This is a genomic window from Streptomyces sp. NPDC030809 (assembly GCF_055572195.1).
The window spans coordinates 1-19,076 of sequence record NZ_JBVIDV010000040.1 but is presented as its reverse complement, the minus strand read 5'-3'; the positions used below and the strand labels follow the sequence as shown (position 1 = coordinate 19,076).

The 19,076-nt window shown below is 75.0% G+C and carries 15 protein-coding genes; 12 read left to right on the top strand and 3 right to left on the bottom strand.

The genetic code is table 11. The features are described 5' to 3' along the window. Nucleotides 1-60 precede the first annotated feature (60 nt). Entirely contained in the window at nucleotides 61-1,011 is a 951-nt protein-coding gene (locus ACZ407_RS33865) for an EamA family transporter (protein WP_468135175.1), read from the top strand. Between the two features lie 117 nt (nucleotides 1,012-1,128). On the opposite strand, the gene ACZ407_RS33860 is transcribed toward ACZ407_RS33865, so the two are convergent. Next, nucleotides 1,129-2,133: a helix-turn-helix transcriptional regulator gene (locus ACZ407_RS33860; protein WP_468135173.1), complete on the bottom strand. Its 1,005-nt coding sequence runs from the start codon at nucleotides 2,131-2,133 to the stop codon at nucleotides 1,129-1,131. A 503-nt stretch (nucleotides 2,134-2,636) separates the two neighbouring features. Here ACZ407_RS33860 and ACZ407_RS33855 point away from each other — a divergent pair. The 7 genes from ACZ407_RS33855 to ACZ407_RS33825 all read left to right on the top strand — a co-directional run bounded on the left by ACZ407_RS33855 (nucleotide 2,637) and on the right by ACZ407_RS33825 (nucleotide 12,007). After that, nucleotides 2,637-3,485, top strand: a complete 849-nt coding sequence (locus ACZ407_RS33855; RefSeq protein ID WP_468135171.1) for a TIGR03084 family metal-binding protein — start codon at nucleotides 2,637-2,639, stop codon at nucleotides 3,483-3,485. Nucleotides 3,486-3,688: 203 nt separating this feature from the next. Next, on the top strand, nucleotides 3,689-5,788 hold the full coding sequence (locus tag ACZ407_RS33850; protein ID WP_468135169.1) for an acyclic terpene utilization AtuA family protein: 2,100 nt from the start codon (nucleotides 3,689-3,691) through the stop codon (nucleotides 5,786-5,788). Then, complete coding sequence (locus ACZ407_RS33845; protein ID WP_468135167.1) at nucleotides 5,785-7,383, top strand: acyl-CoA carboxylase subunit beta; 1,599 nt, start codon at nucleotides 5,785-5,787, stop codon at nucleotides 7,381-7,383. Before ACZ407_RS33850 ends, ACZ407_RS33845 begins: the two co-directional genes overlap by 4 nt. A gap of 7 nt (nucleotides 7,384-7,390) precedes the next feature. Further along, the gene (locus ACZ407_RS33840; protein WP_468135165.1) at nucleotides 7,391-9,463 is read left to right on the top strand and encodes an acetyl/propionyl/methylcrotonyl-CoA carboxylase subunit alpha; all 2,073 of its coding nucleotides are present in this window, start codon (nucleotides 7,391-7,393) and stop codon (nucleotides 9,461-9,463) included. Next, entirely contained in the window at nucleotides 9,460-10,632 is a 1,173-nt protein-coding gene (locus ACZ407_RS33835; RefSeq protein WP_468135163.1) for an acyl-CoA dehydrogenase family protein, read from the top strand. Before ACZ407_RS33840 ends, ACZ407_RS33835 begins: the two co-directional genes overlap by 4 nt. Before the next feature lie 23 nt (nucleotides 10,633-10,655). Beyond that, nucleotides 10,656-11,408: an enoyl-CoA hydratase family protein gene (locus tag ACZ407_RS33830; RefSeq protein ID WP_468135161.1), complete on the top strand. Its 753-nt coding sequence runs from the start codon at nucleotides 10,656-10,658 to the stop codon at nucleotides 11,406-11,408. After that, the gene (locus tag ACZ407_RS33825; protein ID WP_468135160.1) at nucleotides 11,396-12,007 is read left to right on the top strand and encodes a TetR/AcrR family transcriptional regulator; all 612 of its coding nucleotides are present in this window, start codon (nucleotides 11,396-11,398) and stop codon (nucleotides 12,005-12,007) included. The genes ACZ407_RS33830 and ACZ407_RS33825 overlap by 13 nt, the downstream gene beginning before the upstream one ends. Nucleotides 12,008-12,118: 111 nt before the next feature. On the opposite strand, the gene ACZ407_RS33820 is transcribed toward ACZ407_RS33825, so the two are convergent. Then, the gene (locus tag ACZ407_RS33820; protein WP_468135158.1) at nucleotides 12,119-13,225 is read right to left on the bottom strand and encodes a citrate synthase 2; all 1,107 of its coding nucleotides are present in this window, start codon (nucleotides 13,223-13,225) and stop codon (nucleotides 12,119-12,121) included. Between the two features lie 326 nt (nucleotides 13,226-13,551). Here ACZ407_RS33820 and pdxH point away from each other — a divergent pair, with 326 nt between their 5' ends. After that, the gene (pdxH, locus tag ACZ407_RS33815; protein ID WP_468135213.1) at nucleotides 13,552-14,184 is read left to right on the top strand and encodes a pyridoxamine 5'-phosphate oxidase; all 633 of its coding nucleotides are present in this window, start codon (nucleotides 13,552-13,554) and stop codon (nucleotides 14,182-14,184) included. Nucleotides 14,185-14,601: 417 nt separating this feature from the next. Next, on the top strand, nucleotides 14,602-15,873 hold the full coding sequence (locus tag ACZ407_RS33810) for a PAS domain-containing protein (RefSeq protein WP_468135156.1): 1,272 nt from the start codon (nucleotides 14,602-14,604) through the stop codon (nucleotides 15,871-15,873). A gap of 60 nt (nucleotides 15,874-15,933) precedes the next feature. Here the strand turns inward: ACZ407_RS33810 and ACZ407_RS33805 are convergent, their stop codons facing one another. After that, a complete protein-coding gene (locus ACZ407_RS33805) occupies nucleotides 15,934-16,689 on the bottom strand; it encodes an SIS domain-containing protein (protein ID WP_468135154.1) in 756 nt (251 codons plus the stop codon). A gap of 197 nt (nucleotides 16,690-16,886) precedes the next feature. On the opposite strand from ACZ407_RS33805, the gene ACZ407_RS33800 reads away from it, so the two are divergent. Together ACZ407_RS33800 and ACZ407_RS33795 are read left to right on the top strand one after the other, a co-directional pair. Beyond that, on the top strand, nucleotides 16,887-17,582 hold the full coding sequence (locus ACZ407_RS33800; RefSeq protein ID WP_468135152.1) for a metal-dependent transcriptional regulator: 696 nt from the start codon (nucleotides 16,887-16,889) through the stop codon (nucleotides 17,580-17,582). A gap of 407 nt (nucleotides 17,583-17,989) precedes the next feature. Next, nucleotides 17,990-18,868 carry an alpha/beta fold hydrolase gene (locus ACZ407_RS33795; protein ID WP_468135150.1) on the top strand — a complete coding sequence of 293 codons (879 nt, stop codon included), beginning with the start codon at nucleotides 17,990-17,992 and terminating at the stop codon, nucleotides 18,866-18,868. Nucleotides 18,869-19,076 lie beyond the last annotated feature (208 nt).

The following is a 19,076-nucleotide window of genomic DNA, read 5'->3' as shown; positions in this document are numbered from 1 at the left end:
GCACCCCCTGTAAGGCAAAACACGGCGGCATGCCCCTTACGGGAGGCTTAGTCTGGGTGAATGACCCGTTCCGCCTCCGCCACCCCAGGTACCGCCGTGTCCTCTGCCGCCGCCCGGCCCTCCCTCGCCCTGCCCGGCAAGGAACGCGGGCCTTCCCGCCTGGGACCGGTCGGCCTGGTCGTCACGGCCGGCATCTCGGTGCAGTTCGGAGCGGCCATTGCGGTCATGCTCATGCCGCGCGCGGGGGCCGCCGGAGTGGTCGCGCTCCGCCTGGCCGCCGCGGCCCTGGTCCTGCTGGCGGTGTGCCGGCCGCGGCTGCGCGGCTACTCGCGCACCGACTGGGGCACGGTCCTCGCCTTCGGCACCGCCATGGCCGGGATGAACGGCCTCTTCTACCAGGCCATCGACCGCATCCCGCTGGGCCCCGCGGTCACCCTGGAGGTGCTCGGCCCGCTCGCCCTGTCCGTCCTCGTCGCCCGACGGATGTCCAGCTTCCTGTGGGCGGGGCTCGCGCTGGCGGGCGTGGCGCTGCTGAGCGGGCACGGTGGCGGCGGCTTCGGCGGTCTCGACCCGGCGGGGGCCGGCTTCGCGGTCGGGGCGGGTGCGATGTGGGCGGCGTACATCGTCTTCAGCGCCCGCACCGGACGGCGCTTCCCGCAGGCGGACGGGCTGGCCCTGGCGATGGCGGTCGCGGCGGTCCTCAGCCTGCCGCTCGGCATCGCGGAGGCGGGGGCGGCGCTGGTCGTGCCGGGGACGCTGCTGCTGGGCGTCGGCGTGGCCCTCCTGTCGTCGGTCCTCCCGTACACCCTCGAACTCCTCGCGCTGCGGCGGCTGCCGGCCTCGACGTTCGCGGTCCTCATGAGCCTGGAGCCGGCGATCGCTGCGCTGGCCGGGCTGCTGGTACTGGGCCAGGGCATGTCCTGGACGGACGCGGCTGCCATCACGCTGGTCATCGCGGCCAGCATGGGCGCAGTCCGCACCCAGACCCAACCCACCCCACCCCAGCCCTAACGGGTCCCTGGCCCGGCCCCGGCCCCGGCCTAACGCGTGGCGGGCCGCACTCTTCGGGCCGGGCCGCGTCAGGCCCGGGGGCGGGGCGGAGCCCCGTAACCACGCGGCGGAGCCGCGTTACGCGTAGCGCGCCGCGAGGGCCGCCGCCGTCGTGGCCAGGCGGGCCCGGAGTTCGGGAGGTCCGAGGACCTCCACGTCCGTGCCCAGCGCCAAGAACTCCCGCTCCGCCTCGTCCAGCGACGCGACCGGAAGCACCGCCCGCACCCACCCCTCGTCCCCGTCCGGCGCCCCCGCCGCAGCCGCCGCCCGCGCCTGCGCGCACGTGATGCGGGCGGCCCCGCGCGGGGAGAGCCGTACTTCCGCCTGCTGCGGATGCCGTGCCGCGGCCTCCGCCGCCCGCCAGTGCGCGGCCAGGTCGAAGTCCGCGGGGGGCGCGGCCTCCACGGTGGTCTCGGTCAGCGCGAGGATGCGGTCCACGCGGTACGTACGGGGCCCGGGTCCGGCGACCAGGTACCACCGCCCCGCCTTCAGCACCAGCCCGTACGGCTCCAGCCGGCAATCCACATCCCCGCCCGCACCCGCGCCCTCGCCCCCACCCGCGGCGGACCCGGCCCCCTCCGCCCCGTGCCCGTACTCGTACCCGTACCGGTACCGGACCTCGATCACCCGCCCCCGCCACACCGCGTCCGCGACCTGCGGCAGGAACGGGACCTCCGCGTGGTCCGCGTACCAGCCGGGCGCGTCGAGGTGGAAGCGCTGGCGCAGCCGGTCGGCCTCCGGGCGGAGTTCGGGCGGGAGGGCCGCGCGGAGTCTCAGGCGGGCGGCCGACAGCGCCTGGCCCAGCCCGAGTTCCGCCGCCGGCCCGGGCAGCGCGGCCAGGAACAGGGCCTCGGCCTCGCCCGGACCGAGCCCGGTCACCCGGTTCCGGTACCCGTCCAGCAGCTGGTAGCCGCCGCTGTGCCCGGCATCCCCGTACACCGGCACCCCGGAGGCCGCCAGGGCCTCCGCGTCGCGGTAGATCGTACGGACCGACACCTCCAGTTCCCGGGCCAGTTGTGCGGCGGTCATCCGCCCCCGGGTCTGGAGCAGCAGGAGGATGGAGAGAAGACGGCTGGATCTCATCGTGATGTCGGTTCCCCTGGCTCCGCGGACCCCGGAGCCCTTTCGGTCCCCGGATCCCTGGATCGCTGGATCGCTGACGTGTCCCTGATGTGCCCCTGAGGTGCGTGCTGTGCCCGGCGGCCCCGTCCCGTCGGGCCTGCACAGGGATGAACGCGTGAGTGCTCGGGCCCTGAGCGCTGCTCAGTATGGGCTCAGACATCCGCGACGTTTCGCGGGTTCCGGGTATCAGACCGGAATTGCCCCCTTGTCGGGCGGCGGCCGGACGGAACGGGGGTGGCACTTCCGCTGCGGCGCGGCCGGGTTGGCCGCAACACGCCCGGGATTGCAGAGAGTTGGGCCGTGGCCAGATCCGAACCCTGGGGTTCGCCGGGCTCCGTGCGCGGGTGCGCGCCGGGTTCTCGACAAATCATGCAAGCACGCTTGATTGTTTTCATCGGCACTGCCACTCTTCCCCTCACGCCGGAGTGCCCGTCCGTGTCCGGACCCTTCCCGAGGGAGCGCACGTGCCCGATCCGAACGCCCGCCCGCCCCTGCCCGTGTTCGCGGATCTGCGGGCCGAGAGCGAGGAAATCGACCTGCTGGTGGGCGGTTTGGCCGCAGCGGACTGGACGCGGGAGACGCCCGCCCCCGGCTGGACCGTGGCCCACCAGATCGCCCACCTGGCGTGGACCGACCGGGCCGCACTGCTCGCCGTGACCGACGCCGCCGGCTTCGGCCGCATGGTCGAGACGGCCCTCGCCGACCCCGACGGCTTCGTGGACGAGGGCGCGGCCGAAGGGGCCGCACTGCCGCCCGCCGAACTGCTGGAACGCTGGCGGGCCGGGCGCAGCGCGCTGGACGCGGTGCTCGCCGCGGCCCCGCCGGACGCGCGCTTCCCCTGGTACGGGCCCCCGATGAAGGCCGCCTCCATGGCGAGCGCCCGGCTGATGGAGACCTGGGCGCACGGCCAGGACATCGCCGACGCACTCGGTGTACGGCGGACCCCGACGGCCCGGCTGCGGCACGTGGCGCGCATCGGGGTCCGGGCCCGGGACTACGCGTACGCGGTACGCGGACTCCCGGCCCCGGAAGGGGAGTTCCGGGTGGAGCTCACCCCGCCGCCGGAGGCCGGCGCCCCCGACGCTGCGGCCATCGGCGACGGTGCCGCCGGAGTCTGGGCCCACGGTCCCGCCGACGCCCCCCAGCGGGTCACCGGGCCCGCGCTCGACTTCTGCCTGCTGGTCACCCAGCGGGCCCACCGGGACGACCTCGCCCTCCGGGCCGAGGGACCGGACGCGGACCACTGGCTCGGCATCGCCCAGGGCTTCGCCGGCCCGGCCGGGCCGGGCCGCGCCCCGAAGGGCCGGCGGTGAGCGCGGCCGGGGGAGGGCCGAGCGCATCCGACGGAAGGGCCGCGTCCCGGGTCGGCGCGGGCCCGGCCCGGGGCGGCCCCGGCCAGGTCGGCGCGTCCGGCGCGTCCGGCCCGCCCGGGGCCCGCGGGCCCGACCCGTCGCGCCCGCTCCGCATCGGGAACGCCTCCGGTTTCTACGGGGACAGGTTCGCGGCCGTCCGGGAGATGCTGACCGGCGGCCCGCTGGACGTGCTGACCGGCGACTACCTGGCCGAGCTGACCATGCTGATCCTCGGCCGCGACCGGCTGAAGGACCCGCAGCTCGGCTACGCCAAGACCTTCCTGCGGCAGCTGGAGGACGGGCTCGGGCTGGCCCGGGAGCGCGGGGTGCGGATCGTCGCCAACGCCGGGGGCCTCAACCCGGCCGGACTGGCCGATGCGGTACGGGAGCTCGCCGCGAAGACGGGCGTACCGGTGGCGGTGGCGCACGTGGAGGGGGACGACCTGCTGCCGCGGGACGGGGCCCTGACCGCCAATGCGTACCTCGGCGGCGGGGGGATCACCGCCTGCCTGCGGGCGGGTGCCGACGTGGTGGTCACCGGCCGGGTCACGGACGCCGCCCTGGTCAGCGGCGCGGCGGCGTGGTGGTTCGACTGGTCCCCGGCGGACTACGACGCCCTGGCCGGGGCGGTGGTGGCCGGGCACGTGCTGGAGTGCGGCACCCAGGCCACCGGCGGCAACTACGCCTTCTTCGGCCGCCACGACGTGCGCCGGCCGGGCTTCCCGCTCGCCGAGATCGCGGCCGACGGCTCCGCGGTCGTCACCAAGCACCCCGGCACCGGCGGCGCGGTCACCACCGGCACCGTCACGGCCCAGCTGCTGTACGAGACCCAGGGCGCGCGGTACGCGGGACCGGACGTCACGGCCCGGCTGGACACCGTACGGCTGGCGCAGGAGGGCCCGGACCGGGTGCGGATCCACGGGACCCGCGGCGAGGCCCCGCCCGCCACCCTGAAGGCAGGGGTGACCCGGATCGGCGGCTGGCGCAACGAGACCGTCTTCGTGCTCACCGGGCTGGACGTGGCGGAGAAGGCCGCGCTGGTGCGCGAGCAGATGTCCGGGGCGCTGGCCGGGGTGGCCGGGTCCGCCTGGACCCTGGCCCGCACCGACCACCCGGACGCGGACACCGAGGAGGCGGCGAGCGCCCTGCTGCGCCTGGTGGTGCGCGACCCCTCGCCGGAGCGGGTGGGCCGGGCCTTCACCGCGGCCGCCGTCGAACTCGCCCTGTCCGGCTACCCGGGCTTCCACCTCACGGCCCCACCCGGGCCGGCCGAGCCGTACGGGGTGTTCACGGCGGAGCACGTCCCGGCCGAGTCGGTCCCGCACACGGCGGTCCTCCCCTCGGGCATCCGCCTGCCGATCCCGGCCCCGCCCCGACTCCCCGTACACGGGCTCCCGCCCCTCCCGCCGCCCCACGCGACGACCCGTCCCGAGGCAACGGCTCCGACGCCTGCCACGGCCGCGGACCGCACGGGGCCCCTGCACTCCGCACCGCCCGGGTCCCCGGAGTCCGCACCGCCCACGGTGGCGGCGGCGCCCACCGAGCCGGCGGCGTCCACCGAGCGGGGGGCGTCCACCGAGCCGGCGGCGTCCACCGAGCCGGCGGTACCCGCCGGGCCTACGCCGTCCGCCGGGCCTTCGCCGTCCGCCGGGCCTTCGCCGTCCGCCGGGCCTTCGCCGTCCGCCGGGCCTTCGCCGTCCGCCGGGTCTGCGCCGTCCGCGGGGTCCGAGCCGTCCGCCGGGCCCGCGCCGTCCGCGGGGCACGCGGTCCCGACCCGCCGGGTGCCGCTGGGCCGGGTGTTCGGGGCCCGCAGCGGGGACAAGGGCGGCGACGCCAACCTCGGGGTCTGGGCGGAGAGCCCGGCCGCCTGGCAGTGGCTGGACGCGAACCTGACCGCCGAGGCCCTGGCGGAGCTGCTCCCCGAGGTCCGCGGCCTCGGCATCGTGCGGCACCGCCTGCCCGCCCTGCGCGCCCTCAACTTCGAGATCCGCGGGCTCCTGGGCGAGGGCGTGGCCTCCCGCCACCGCTTCGACCCCCAGGCCAAGGCCCTCGGCGAATGGCTCCGCTCCCGCCACGCCGACCTCCCCACCACCCTCCTCCCGGCACCGGGGCCCGCCTCCGCATCCGCGCCTGATACCGCCCCCGCGTCCGACCCCGCGCCCGACCCCGCCCCCGCATCCGCGTCCGACCCCGCGCCCGGCCCGGGCCCCGGGCCCGGATTCCCGACCCCGTTTCCGATGACGCCCCCGGAGGTGAGCCCGTGAGCCGGCTCGGTACTCGTGTCGATACTGCGTCCGCCGAGTTCGCGGCCCACCGGGCCGTCGCTCTGGAGCGGCTCGCCGAGCTTGATGGGGAGCATGCCAAGGCGCTCGCCGGGGGCGGCGAGAAGTACACCGAGCGCCACCGCGCACGCGGCAAGCTGCTCGCGCGCGAGCGGATCGAGCTGCTGCTCGACCCCGACACGCCCTTCCTCGAACTCTCCCCGCTCGCCGCCTGGGGCAGCGACCACCCCGTCGGCGCCTCGATGGTCACCGGCATCGGCACGGTCGCGGGCACGGCCTGCCTGATCACCGCCAACGACCCGACCGTGCGCGGCGGCGCCTCCAACCCGTGGACCCTCAAGAAGGCCCTGCGGGCCAACGAGATCGCCCGCGCCAACCGGCTCCCGTGCATCAGCCTCGTCGAGTCCGGCGGCGCCGACCTGCCCTCCCAGAAGGAGATCTTCATCCCGGGCGGGGCCGTCTTCCGCGACCTCACCCGGCTCTCCGCGGAGGGCATCCCGACCATCGCCGTGGTCTTCGGCAACTCCACCGCCGGAGGCGCGTACGTCCCCGGGATGTCCGACCACACGATCATGGTCAAGGGCCGCTCCAAGGTGTTCCTCGGCGGCCCGCCCCTGGTCAAGATGGCCACCGGCGAGGAGAGCGACGACGAATCCCTCGGCGGCGCCGACATGCACGCCCGGGTCTCCGGCCTGGCCGACCACCTCGCCGCCGACGAGGAGGACGCCATCCGGCAGGCCCGCCGGATCGTGGCCCGCCTCAACCACCGCCGGGCCCACCCCGAGCCGCCGGCGGCCGCCGAACCCGTCCACGATGCCGAGGACCTGCTCGGCATCGTCCCCGCCGACCTCAAGACCCCGTTCGACCCGCGCGAGGTCATCGCCCGGATCGTGGACGGCTCGGAGTTCGACGAGTTCAAACCGCTGTACGGGAGCAGCCTCGTGACCGGCTGGGCCGCCCTGCACGGCTACCCGCTCGGGATCCTGGCCAACGCCCAGGGCGTCCTGTTCAGCGAGGAGTCCCAGAAGGCCGCCCAGTTCATCCAGCTCGCCAACCAGCGCGACATCCCCCTGCTCTTCCTCCACAACACCACCGGCTACATGGTCGGCAAGGAGTACGAGCAGGGCGGCATCGTCAAGCACGGCTCGATGATGATCAACGCGGTCTCCAACTCCCGGGTCCCGCACCTGTCCGTCCTCATCGGCGCCTCCTACGGGGCCGGCCACTACGGCATGTGCGGCCGCGCCTACGAGCCGCGCTTCCTGTTCGCCTGGCCCAGCGCCAAGTCCGCCGTCATGGGCCCGCAGCAGCTGGCCGGGGTGCTCTCCATCGTGGCCCGGCAGTCGGCCGAGGCGAAGGGACGCCCGTACGACGAGGAGGCCGACGCCGGGATGCGCGCCTTCGTGGAGGCCCAGATCGAGTCGGAGTCCCTGCCCATGTTCCTGTCGGGACGGCTGTACGACGACGGGATCATCGACCCCCGCGACACCCGCACCGTCCTCGGCCTGTGCCTCTCCGCCGTCCACAACGCCCCCGTCGAGGGCGCCCGCGGCGGCTTCGGCGTCTTCCGGATGTGAGCCCCCGATGACCCAGTCCCCGTCCCAGACCCCGCCCCACTCCCAGCCCTCCGCGGCGCCCGAGCCCGAGCCCCGGCCCGCGCCCGTTCCCGCGCCCGCGCCCCCCGCCCCCCTCACCTCCCTCCTCGTCGCCAACCGCGGGGAGATCGCCGTACGCATCTTCCGCACCGCCCGCGCCCTCGGCCTGGACACGGTCGCCGTGTACGCCGACCCCGACGCCTCCGCCGCGCACGTCCGCGCCGCCGACGCCGCCGTACGCCTGCCGGGCGCGGCCCCCGCGGACACCTACCTGCGCGCGGACCTGATCGTGCAGGCGGCTCTCGCGGCCGGGGCCGACGCGGTCCACCCGGGCTACGGGTTCCTCTCCGAGAACGCCGCCTTCGCCCGGGCCGTCCAGGAGGCCGGGCTGGTGTGGATCGGCCCGCCGCCCGCCGCCATCGAGGCCATGGCGTCCAAGACCCGCGCCAAAGAGCTGATGCGGGCGGCCGGGGTGCCGCTGCTGGAGCCGGTGGACCCGGGCCGGGCCACCGCCGCCGACCTCCCCCTGCTGCTCAAGGCGGCCGCCGGCGGCGGCGGGCGCGGCATGCGGGTGGTCCGCGACCTCGACGAGCTCAAGCCGGAGCTGGACGCGGCCGCCGCCGAGGCCCGTTCGGCCTTCGGGGACGGCGAGGTGTTCGCCGAGCCGTACGTCGAGCACGGCCGGCACGTCGAGGTGCAGGTCCTCGCCGACTCCCACGGCACGGTGTGGGCCCTCGGCACCCGCGACTGCTCCCTCCAGCGGCGCCACCAGAAGGTCATCGAGGAGGCCCCCGCCCCCGGGCTGCCCCCCGGGCTGCGCACCGCCCTGCACGAGGCGGCCGTCGCCGCCGCCCGTGCGGTGTCGTACCAGGGTGCGGGCACGGTGGAGTTCCTGGTCACCGCCGACGGCCGGCCGTGCTTCCTGGAGATGAACACCCGCCTCCAGGTGGAACACCCCGTCACCGAAGCCGTGTTCGGCCTCGACCTCGTCGCCCTCCAGCTGCGCATCGCCGAGGGGGCCGCGCTGCCCCTGACCCCGCCCGAGCCGTACGGCCACGCCGTGGAGGCCCGCCTGTACGCCGAGGACCCGGCCCGGGACTGGCGCCCGCAGACCGGCACCCTCGACACCCTCGACCTGCCGGGCGGGGTCCGCGTGGACAGCGGCTTCGAGGCCGGGGACACCGTGGGCGTCCACTACGACCCGATGCTCGCCAAGGTCATCGCCCACGCGCCCACCCGGGCCGAAGCCGTCCGCACCCTCGCCCACGCCCTCTCCCGGGCCCGGATCCACGGCCTGGCCACCAACCGCGAGCTGCTCGTACGCTCCCTGCGCCACCCGGAGTTCACCGCCGCCCGCCTCGACACCGGGTTCTACGACCGGCACCTGCCGGACCTGACGGCCGGCGGCGGGGAGGAGTCCGCAGCCCCCCTCGCCGCCCTGGCCGCCGCCCTCGCGGCCGCCGCCCCCGCCCCCGGCGCCCCGCTCGCCACCCGCATCGGCGCCTGGCGCAACGTGCCCTCCCGCCCGCAGCTGCGCCGCTACCGCGCCGAGCCCGACGGCACCGAGCACGAGGTCCGCTACCACCAGACCCGCACCGGACCCGAGCCGGACGGCCACCCCGGCCTGCGCGTGCTCGCCGTCTCGCCCACCGAGGTCGTATTCGAACACCACGGCATCCGACGGACGTTTCACGTGAAACACCAGCGGATGTTCCACGTGAAACACAAATCGAACAGCCCCGCCGGGAGGGTCTACGTGGACTCCCCGCTCGGCTCCCACACCTTCACCGAGCTGCCCCGGTTCGCCGACCCCCAGGACCGCACCGAACCCGGCTCCCTGCTCGCCCCCATGCCCGGCACCGTCGTCCGCATCGCCGAAGGGCTCGCCCCCGGCGCCGCCGTCACCGCCGGACAGCCCCTGATCTGGCTGGAGGCGATGAAGATGGAGCACCGCATCCTCTCGCCCGCCCCCGGCACGCTCACCGCGCTCCACGCCGCCGTCGGCCACCAGGTCGAGTTCGGCGCCCTGCTCGCCGTAGTCCAGGAGGAAGCACAGCCATGAGCTCCGCCACCGGCACCGTCATCGAGTCCGAAGAGCACCGGGCCCTGCGCGCCGCCGTCGCCGCCCTCGGGCAGCGCTACGGCCGCGAGTACCTCGCCAAGACCGCCCGCGAGGGCCGGCACCCCGTGGAACTGTGGGAGGAGGCCGCCAAACTCGGCTACCTCGGCGTGAACCTCCCCGAGGAGTACGGCGGCGGGGGCGGCGGCATCGCCGAACTCTCCCTCGTCCTGGAGGAGCTGGGGGCCGCGGGCTGCCCCCTGCTGATGATGGTGGTCTCGCCCGCCATCTGCGGCACGGTCATCGCCCGCTTCGGCACCGAGCAGCAGAAGCAGACCTGGCTGCCCGGCCTCGCCGACGGCTCCCGCACCATGGCCTTCGGGATCACCGAGCCCGACGCCGGCTCGAACTCCCACCGGATCACCACCACCGCCCGCCGGGACGGCGACGGCTGGGTGCTCAGCGGCCGCAAGGTGTTCATCTCCGGCGTGGACATCGCCGACGCCACCCTCATCGTGGGCCGCACCGAGGACGCCCGCACCGGCAGCCTCAAGCCCTGCCTGTTCATCGTCCCCCGCGACGCCCCCGGCTTCGGCCGCTCCGCCATCGACATGGAACTCCAGGCCGCCGAGAAGCAGTTCGAACTGGTCCTCGACGAGGTACGGCTGCCCGCCGAGGCCCTCGTGGGCGACGAGGACGCCGGACTGCTCCAGCTCTTCGCCGGGCTCAACCCCGAGCGCATCATGACGGCCGCCTTCGCCATCGGCATGGGCCGGTACGCCCTCACCCGGGCCGTGGACTACGCCCGGACCCGGCAGGTCTGGAAGCAGCCCATCGGCGGCCACCAGGCGGTCGCCCACCCCCTGGCCCAGGCCCACATCGAGCTGGAACTCGCCCGGCTGATGATGCAGAAGGCCGCCCACCTCTACGACGCCGGTGACGACATGGGCGCCGGAGAGGCCGCCAACATGGCCAAGTACGCTGCCGGCGAGGCCTGCGTCCGGGCCGTGGACCAGTCCGTCCACACCCTCGGGGGCAACGGCCTCACCCGCGAGTACGGGCTGGCGTCCCTCATCACGGCATCCCGGGTGGCCCGGATCGCCCCCGTCAGCCGCGAGATGATCCTCAACTACGTCTCGCACCAGACCCTGGGCCTGCCCAAGTCCTACTAGAAGCAGAAGCCGGAGGAGAACCAGTGAACGCCCTCGTCGGGTCCGCGCACGCGCGCGGCATCACCACCCTCACGCTCGACTCGCAGGCCAACCGCAACGCGCTCTCCGCCGCCCTCGTCGGCGAGCTGCGCGCCGCGCTGGCCGCCGCGGGCGCGGACCCGGCGGTCCGGGCGGTCGTCCTCACCCACTCCGGCGGCACCTTCTGCGCCGGCGCCGACCTCAAGTCCCCCTGCGAACCCGCCGACTTCCTGGCCCTGCTCCGCGAGCTGCTGGAGCTGCCCGCCCCCGTGGTCGCCCGGGTGACCGGACACGTCCGGGCCGGCGGCCTCGGGCTGCTCGGCGCCTGCGACATCGCCGCGGGCGGGCCGCAGTCCACGTACGCGTTCACCGAGACCCACCTCGGACTGGCCCCGGCCGTCATCTCCGGCCCCCTCCTGCCCCGGCTCGACCCGCGCGCCGCCGCCCGCTACTTCCTGACCGCCGAGCCCTTCGGCCCGGCCGAGGCCGCCCGCATCGGACTCCTCACCCTGCACTCCGGCCCGGGCTCCGCCAAGGAGCTCGACGAGGCCCTGGAACCGGTCCTCGACGGCCTGCGCAAGGCCGGACCCGAGGCCCTGGCCGAGACCAAACGCCTGGTCACCGCCCCCGTACGGGAGGCGCTCGACCGGGACGGCGAGGCCCTCACCGCCCTGTCCGCCCGGATCTTCGGCTCCGCAGAGGCCCGCGAGGGCATCACCGCCCGCTTCGAACGCCGGGACCCCGCATGGGCGCTGTGACCCCGCTGCGCGGACCCAAGCAGGACCGCAGCCGCGCCACCCGCCAGAGCCTCCTCGAAGCGGCGGTGGCCTGCCTCGCCGAGCACGGCTGGGCCGGCTCCACCGTGGCCGTCGTCGCCGAGCGCGCCGGGGTCTCGCGCGGCGCCGCCCAGCACCACTTCCCCACCCGCGAGGACCTGTTCACGGCCGCCGTGGAGTACGTCGCGGAGGAGCGCTCCGCCGCGCTGCGCGGGCTCTTCGCCGACGGGCCGGCCTCCCGGGCCGCCGCGGTCGGCGCCCTCGTGGACCTCTACACCGGCACCCTGTTCCGGGCCGCCCTCCAGCTGTGGGTGGCCGCCTCCAACGAGGAGCAGCTGCGCCCCCGCGTCACCGAACTCGAAGCCCGCGTGGGCCGCGAGACCCACCGGATCGCCGTGGAGCTCCTCGGCGCGGACGAGTCCGTGCCGGGGGTCCGCGAGACCGTGCAGGGGCTGCTGGACATGGCCCGCGGCCTGGGCCTGGCCAACGTCCTCACCGACGACGCCGCCCGCCGGGCCCGCGTCCTGGCCCAGTGGTCGCTGATCCTCGACACCGCCCTCGGCCCCGGCCCGGTGCACTGAGCCCGTACGCCCGTACGCCCGTACGGCCGCACGGCCACGCCCCGCGCGTACCACGCACCGCGCGCCGCACCCCGGAGCGGGATGCGGCGCGCGGCGCAAGGGTGTTGCAGATCAGGCGGTCGAGGTGATGTCCTCGTAGCCCTCGATGGACCGCGGGTCGCGCGGGCCGGGGCCCACGTACCGAGCCGAGGGGCGCACCAGCCGGCCCGTGCGCTTCTGCTCCAGGATGTGCGCGGACCACCCGGCCGTGCGGGCGCAGGTGAACATCGAGGTGAACATGTGCGCCGGGACCTCGGCGAAGTCCAGCATGATCGCGGCCCAGAACTCCACGTTCGTGGCGAGCACCCGGTCGGGGCGGCGGGCGTGCAGCTCCTCCAGGGCGGCCTTCTCCAGCGCGGCCGCCACCTCGTAGCGCGGCGCGTCCAGCTCCTTGGCGGTGCGGCGCAGCACGCGGGCCCGCGGGTCCTCGGCGCGGTACACGCGGTGGCCGAAGCCCATCAGCCGCTCGCCCTTGTCCAGGGCCTTCTTCACGTACGCCACGGCGTCCCCGGTGCGCTCGATCTCCTCGATCATGCCGAGGACGCGCGAGGGCGCACCGCCGTGCAGCGGGCCGGACATGGCGCCGACCGCCCCGGACAGGGCCGCGGCCACGTCCGCACCCGTCGAGGCGATCACCCGGGCGGTGAACGTCGAGGCGTTCATGCCGTGCTCGGCGGCGGAGGTCCAGTACGCGTCCACGGCCTTGACGTGCCGCGGGTCCGGCTCCCCCCGCCAGCGGATCATGAACCGCTCGACGACCGACTCGGCCTTGTCGATCTCCTTCTGCGGGACCATCGGCAGCCCCTGGCCGCGCGCCGACTGGGCGACGTACGACAGGGCCATGACGGCGGCGCGCGCGAGGTCGTCGCGGGCGGTCCGCTCGTCGATGTCGAGGAGCGGTTTCAGCCCCCAGACGGGGGCGAGCATGGCGAGGGCGGACTGCACGTCCACCCGGATGTCCCCGGAGTGCACGGGGATCGGGAAGGGCTCGGCCGCGGGCAGGCCGGGGTTGAACGCACCGTCGACCAGCAGGCCCCACACGTTCCCGAAGGAGACGTGGCCGACCAGGTCTTCGATGTCTACGCCCCGGTACCGCAGCGAGCCGCCTTCCTTGTCGGGCTCGGCGATCTCCGTCTCGAACGCGACGACTCCTTCGAGCCCGGGTACGAAGTCGGACATCAGGCGGCTCCTCTGTGTAGTGCGAGGTACGGCTATGACCATGCGTCAGGATGGGCGGCTGCGTACATCTTTGTACGGTTGCACGCGCTTCGCGGTTCGGCCCGGCCGGGCGGGGTCAATCCCGTCATGCCCCGCGCGGACACGAAATACAGCGGGCTCCGCTGCCCGGCGTCAAGATTTTGTCGGCTCCCACCCCGGCGCGGAAGCGTGACGTCCGGCACATCCCGGCCACCGGCGGCCCCGCCGCGGCCCGGCCCGGCGGGGGTGCGGCGGCCCGGCTGCGGCAGGATGGCAGGGTGCCGAACCAGGACCTTGACCCCGCCACCATGCGCCGGCAGTACCGCTCCGAGATCGTGTACGAGGCCGATCTCGCCGCGGACCCGATGGACCAGTTCGCCGTCTGGTTCCAGCGGGCCGCCGACGCCAACGTCTTCGAGCCCAACGCGATGGTCGTCTCCACGGCCACCGCGGACGGCCGCCCCAGCTCCCGTACGGTGCTCCTCAAGCAGTTCGACGCCCGCGGGTTCGTGTTCTTCACGAACTACCGCTCCCGCAAGGGCACCGAGATCGCCGGGAACCCGCACGTCTCCCTCCTCTTCCCCTGGCATCCGATCGCCCGCCAGGTGATGGTCACGGGCACCGCCGCCCGGGTCGGCCGGGACGAGACCGTCGCCTACTTCCGCTCCCGCCCGCACGGCTCCCAGCTGGGTGCCTGGGCCAGCGAGCAGTCCACGGTGATCGGCTCGCGCGAAGACCTCGACCGGCGCTACGCCGAGCTCGCCGCCCGCTACCCGGAGGGGGAGCAGGTCCCCGTGCCCACCGAATGGGGCGGCTACCGGGTCACGCCCGAGGCGGTGGAGTTCTGGCAGGGCCACGAGAACCGGCTGCACGACCGGCTGCGCTACGTCCGCGAGGAACCGGCGGGCGGGAAGTGGCGGGTGGAGCGGCTCTGTCCCTGACGGGCGCCGCACCGGAAACCCGGGAACCCGCAGACCCGGGAAACCGGGAACCCGGGAACCCGGAAAACGCAGACGACCCGCGGGCTCGGGATCCTCTCCTGCAGTGAGAGGAGCCGGCCGGACGTACCGGCGAGCCCGCGGGTCGGGTGACTGCTTGGGATTGGCCGGCGCTCGCGCCGGCTACGCACTGGGTGCGCGCTGACGACGAGCGTTAGCCCGCAGCCACCTCACGCGTCCGAGAGTTGTACATGCTCCGGATCACCTCCTTTCAGTGTGCGGCCAACGTACGCCGCCCCCCGGGAGGCCCTCAACCCATTTTTTTCCCCACCTCTTCGGGGGAACGCAGTGTGGGCTGCGTCACGTTGCAGTTGAATGATCTGACGTGCCGCACACGCGAACACCTGCGGGGGGTTCCAGGTGAGTGCTTCCGGACGTAGTGAGACCACCGACGATCTGCTTGCCGCGCTGCTCGACGGCATGGACGCGGCCCTGTGCGCGTTCGACGCCGAGGGCGTGATCACCCACTGGAACCGCGAGGCCGAGCGGATCCTGGGCTGGTCGGCGGCCGAGGCGGTCGGACGGCGCGGGTTCGCCGGCTGGGCCGCGATGCCCGCCGACGCCGAGGACGTGGCCAAACGCCTGATGGCCGCGCAGGACGCCCCGGGCCGGCAGGTGCACGAGTTCGCCCTGCTGACCAAGGACGGCGGCCGGGTGCTCGTACGGACCCAGTCGGCGCGGGTCTCCGGGGCCGGCGGCCGGCCCGCCGGGGTGTACTGCGCCTTCAGCGAGGTCCACACCCAGATCGACCTGGAGCGGTCCATCGCGCTCAGCGAGGCCCTCCTCGACGACGCCTCCTGGGGGGTGGTCCTCGTGGACGTGGACCTGCGCCCCGCGGTGGTCAACACCCACGCGGCCCGGGCCTTCGGCGCCCACCGCGCCGCCCTCCTCGGCCGGCCCCTCGGGGACCTCCTCGCGCAGGGCGTGGAGGAGCTGGAGGGCGCCCTCCACCACGTGCTCGCCGAGGGCGCGCCCCCCGCGCCGGTGGAGCTGTGGGTGTCGGTGCGCACCGGGGACGGGCTGCGGCGCCGCTGCTGGCGGTGCGGGTTCCTGCGGCTCGCCTCCCCGCTCGGGGAGGAGCCGGTGCCGCTCGGGGTGGGGCTGCTGTTCCAGGACATCACCGAGGCCCGGCAGGCGGAGCTGGACACCGCGCAGCTGCGGTTCCGTACGAACCAGATGCACCGGGCGGCCCGGGCGGCCGCCGAGTGCGAGTCCCCGGCCGAGGCGGTCGGGGTGCGGCTGGACTTCGCGCTGGCCGGGTTCGCGGACCACGCGCTGGTGGACCTGCTGGACGGGGACCGGCTCGTACGCTCCTCCGTCTCGCCCCCGCCGCCGGCCCACCCCGGCCCGCTGCCGCTGCGCTACGAGCCGGGCCATCCGGCGCTCCAGGCCCTCGACCGGGTGGGCTCGGTCCGCGTCGGCAGCCCGGCGCGGCTCCCGGACGGCTGGCCGGAGGGGGTGGCGCACGGGCTGTGCACGGTGCTGCGCAGCCGGGGCCGGACCCTGGGGGTGCTGACCTTCCTGCGGTCGGGCACCCGGCCCGCCTTCGAGCGGCCGGACGCCGTCTACGCGGAGGAGGTCGCGGCCCGGGTCGCGGCCGACCTCGACCTGGCCCGGACGCTCACGCCCTGACCGGTGCCGCGGGTACGGCCGGAGTCCGTGCCGGGGCGGGCCCCGGAGCCGGCGGCCGGGTCAGTGCCGGAAGAAGATCCGGTCGCGGTACTCGGAGAGCACCCGGCCGTTCCACTCGTGGCCGCCGTCCACGTTGCCCGAGCGCAGCATCGGCGGCTCGATCCCGCGGGCGACCAGCTGCTCGGCGGCGGCCGCCATCACGGACTGCATGATCGCGCTGGTGACCACGGTGGACGCGGGGGCGAACGGCGCGTCGATCCCGTCGAGGGTCAGCTCGGCGTCCCCGACCGCGATCTTGCTGTCGAGCACCACGTCGCAGTGGTCCTTGAGGAAGGTGCCCGAGGAGTGCCGGGACCGGGTGCCGGTCGTGTAGGCCACCGAGGTCACGCCGATGACCTTCAGGCCCAGGGCCCGGGCGTTCAGGGCCATCTCCACGGGCAGCGAGTTGCGGCCGGACAGCGAGATGATCACGAGCACGTCCCCGGCGGCCGCCGGGCTGCTGTCGAGGACCGCCCCGGCCAGGCCGTCCACCCGCTCCAGGGCGCTGCCGAGGGTGGCGGGCATGACGTCGACCCCGGCGGTGCCGGGCACGGCGAGGAAGTTCATGAGGGCCAGGCCGCCGGCCCGGTAGACCACGTCCTGGGCGGGCAGCGAGGAGTGCCCGGCGCCGAAGGCGAAGAGCCGGTTGCCGGCGGCCACGGCTGCGGCGATCAGCTCGCCGGCCGCCGCGATGCTGTCGGCCTCCTCGTCCCTGACCCGCTGCAGGAGCCCGATCGCGGCGTCGAAGAACTGGCCGGCCAGCTTGCTCTCGCTCATGCGCCGAGGACCCTTCCGGGGTGGGGTGCGTGCGTGTCGCCGCTCACCGTGCGGTCTGGACCATCGGCCTGTCAATACGCGGGTCAACCCGGCGCCCGGGCCCCCGGCCGGATCCCGCGGCCCTCGGCACGGGACGGTTGTCGGCCCGATGCGTCAGAATTGGTGGCAGGGCCAGCGCACGATACCGAGGGGCACGTATGTCCGGACTGATCGACACCACGGAGATGTATCTCCGCACCATCCTCGAGCTGGAAGAGGAAGGCGTGGTCCCCATGCGCGCCCGGATCGCCGAACGGCTGGACCAGAGCGGTCCGACGGTCAGCCAGACGGTGGCTCGGATGGAGCGCGACGGCCTGGTGGCCGTCGCCAGCGACCGCCACCTGGAGCTGACCGAGGAGGGCCGCCGGCTGGCCACGCGCGTCATGCGCAAGCACCGCCTGGCGGAGTGCCTGCTCGTCGACGTGATCGGCCTGGAGTGGGAGCAGGTCCACGCCGAGGCCTGCCGCTGGGAGCACGTGATGAGCGAGGCGGTGGAGCGGCGCGTACTGGAGCTGCTGCGCCACCCGACGGAGTCCCCGTACGGGAACCCGATCCCGGGCCTGGAGGAGCTGGGCGAGAAGGCCGAGGCCGACCCCTTCCTCGACGACAGCATGGTGAGCCTGAACGACCTGGACCCGGGCACCGAGGGCAAGACCGTGATCGTGCGGCGCATCGGCGAGCCCATCCAGACCGACGCCCAGCTGATGTACACGCTGCGGCGGGCGGGCGTGCAGCCCGGCTCCGTGGTGAGCGTGACCGAGTCCCCCGGCGGGGTGCTCGTCGGCAGCGGCGGCGAGGCCGCCGAGCTGGAGGCCGACATCGCCTCGCACGTGTTCGTGGCCGCCCGCCGCTGACCCGCCCGTCCCGACCCGGTCCGGCGCCCGCCCCGCCGGACCCCGGGGAATCTGGCCGAACCGGGCCCCTGCGCCCGGCTTGCGTGCCAGTCTGGGCGGAATGGGTTTCGTAGGTTTCTTCCGGGCCGCGCGGCGATCGCCGCGCCCACGGCCTCAAAGGGAAGGTCCCGGCGCCTTGCAGCGCCGGGACCCGTCCTCCCCTTGGCTGACCCGGAGCCCCGAGCTCTCAGGGTCAATCCCCTCGGACCGTCTTCCCCGAGCGGCCCGCCTCCCGATGAAGATCTCCCCTCGGCAGCGGCCGCCAATCCTTGAGCAAGGTCACTCGAAAGAGCGGTGTTGCCGGGCAAGGCCCGGTTTTCGAATGCAGGTTCGATACTCTGGGCGGGAGCGAAGGGGGTGCATCGACCTTGGTACGGCGCTTCGATGTGACAGGAACCGGCGGCGTCCGGCTCGCCGCCTGGGAGTTCACCGCCGAGCCCGGTGACCGGGACCCGGGCGAGGAAGGACCCGGAGCATCCGCCCCCGCCGTGCTCTTACTGCACGGGCTGATGGGCCGCGCCGCCCACTGGGCCGGCACCGCCCGCTGGCTGGCCGCCCGCCGCCGCACCTTCGCGCTGGACCAGCGCGGACACGGCGACAGCGAGCACCCCGCCGAAGGCCCCTACACGCGCGAGGCGTTCGTGGCGGACGCCGAGGCCGCCATCGAACAGCTCGGCCTGGCCCCCGTCACCTTGATCGGGCACTCCATGGGCGCCCTGACGGCCTGGCAGCTCGCCGCCCGCCGCCCCGACCTCGTCCAGGCCCTCGTCATCTGCGACATGCGCGCCTCCGCCCTCGGCGCGGCCTCCCAGCGCCAGTGGGAGGACTGGTTCCGCTCCTGGCCGCTGCCCTTCGCCTCGCCCGCCGCCGTCCGGCAGTGGTTCGCCGAGGACGACCCCTGGGTGGAGCGCCCCAGCCCCGCGCGCGGGGAGTACTTCGCCGAGATGATGGAGCCCGGCCCGGACGGCTGGCGCCCCGTCTTCTCCCGGCGCCAGATGCTGCGGGCCCGCGAGACCTGGGTGTACGACGCGCACTGGGAGGAACTCGCACAGGTGCGCTGCCCCACGCTCGTGGTGCGGGGGCTGGACGGGGAGCTCGGCCGGGCCGAGGCGCAGGAGATGGTCCGCGTCCTTCCGCACGGGGCGTACGCGGAAGTCCCGGACGCGGGCCACTACCTCCACTACGACCAGCCCGACGCCTGGCAGGCCGCCCTGGAACCCTTCCTGGAGGGCGTCCTCGCCCCCTGACCCGGCCCCGCCCGACCCCCGGGCTTTTCAGCCCCGCCGGCGTTTGAGGCGCGGGGTCTGGGGCGGAGCCCCGGGCTTTTCAGCCCCGCCGGCGATTGAGGCGCGGGGTCTGGGGCGGAGCCCCACTTCGGGAAGGGGCGGGTAGGGGAAAGCCCCGCAGGGATCCGAGCCGGGCCCTCTAGCGTGAGGGGGGGGGGGGGGAGGGAGT

Coding starts and splice junctions, on each gene's coding strand:
- ACZ407_RS33825 (WP_468135160.1), top strand. CDS start 11,396: ATGGGCGCTGTGACCCCGCTGCGCGGACCCAAGCAGGACCGCAGCCGC.
- pdxH (WP_468135213.1), top strand. CDS start 13,552: ATGCGCCGGCAGTACCGCTCCGAGATCGTGTACGAGGCCGATCTCGCC.
- ACZ407_RS33820 (WP_468135158.1), bottom strand. CDS start 13,225: ATGTCCGACTTCGTACCCGGGCTCGAAGGAGTCGTCGCGTTCGAGACG.
- ACZ407_RS33800 (WP_468135152.1), top strand. CDS start 16,887: ATGTCCGGACTGATCGACACCACGGAGATGTATCTCCGCACCATCCTC.
- ACZ407_RS33840 (WP_468135165.1), top strand. CDS start 7,391: ATGACCCAGTCCCCGTCCCAGACCCCGCCCCACTCCCAGCCCTCCGCG.
- ACZ407_RS33835 (WP_468135163.1), top strand. CDS start 9,460: ATGAGCTCCGCCACCGGCACCGTCATCGAGTCCGAAGAGCACCGGGCC.
- ACZ407_RS33865 (WP_468135175.1), top strand. CDS start 61: ATGACCCGTTCCGCCTCCGCCACCCCAGGTACCGCCGTGTCCTCTGCC.
- ACZ407_RS33850 (WP_468135169.1), top strand. CDS start 3,689: ATGCTGACCGGCGGCCCGCTGGACGTGCTGACCGGCGACTACCTGGCC.
- ACZ407_RS33805 (WP_468135154.1), bottom strand. CDS start 16,689: ATGAGCGAGAGCAAGCTGGCCGGCCAGTTCTTCGACGCCGCGATCGGG.
- ACZ407_RS33860 (WP_468135173.1), bottom strand. CDS start 2,133: ATGAGATCCAGCCGTCTTCTCTCCATCCTCCTGCTGCTCCAGACCCGG.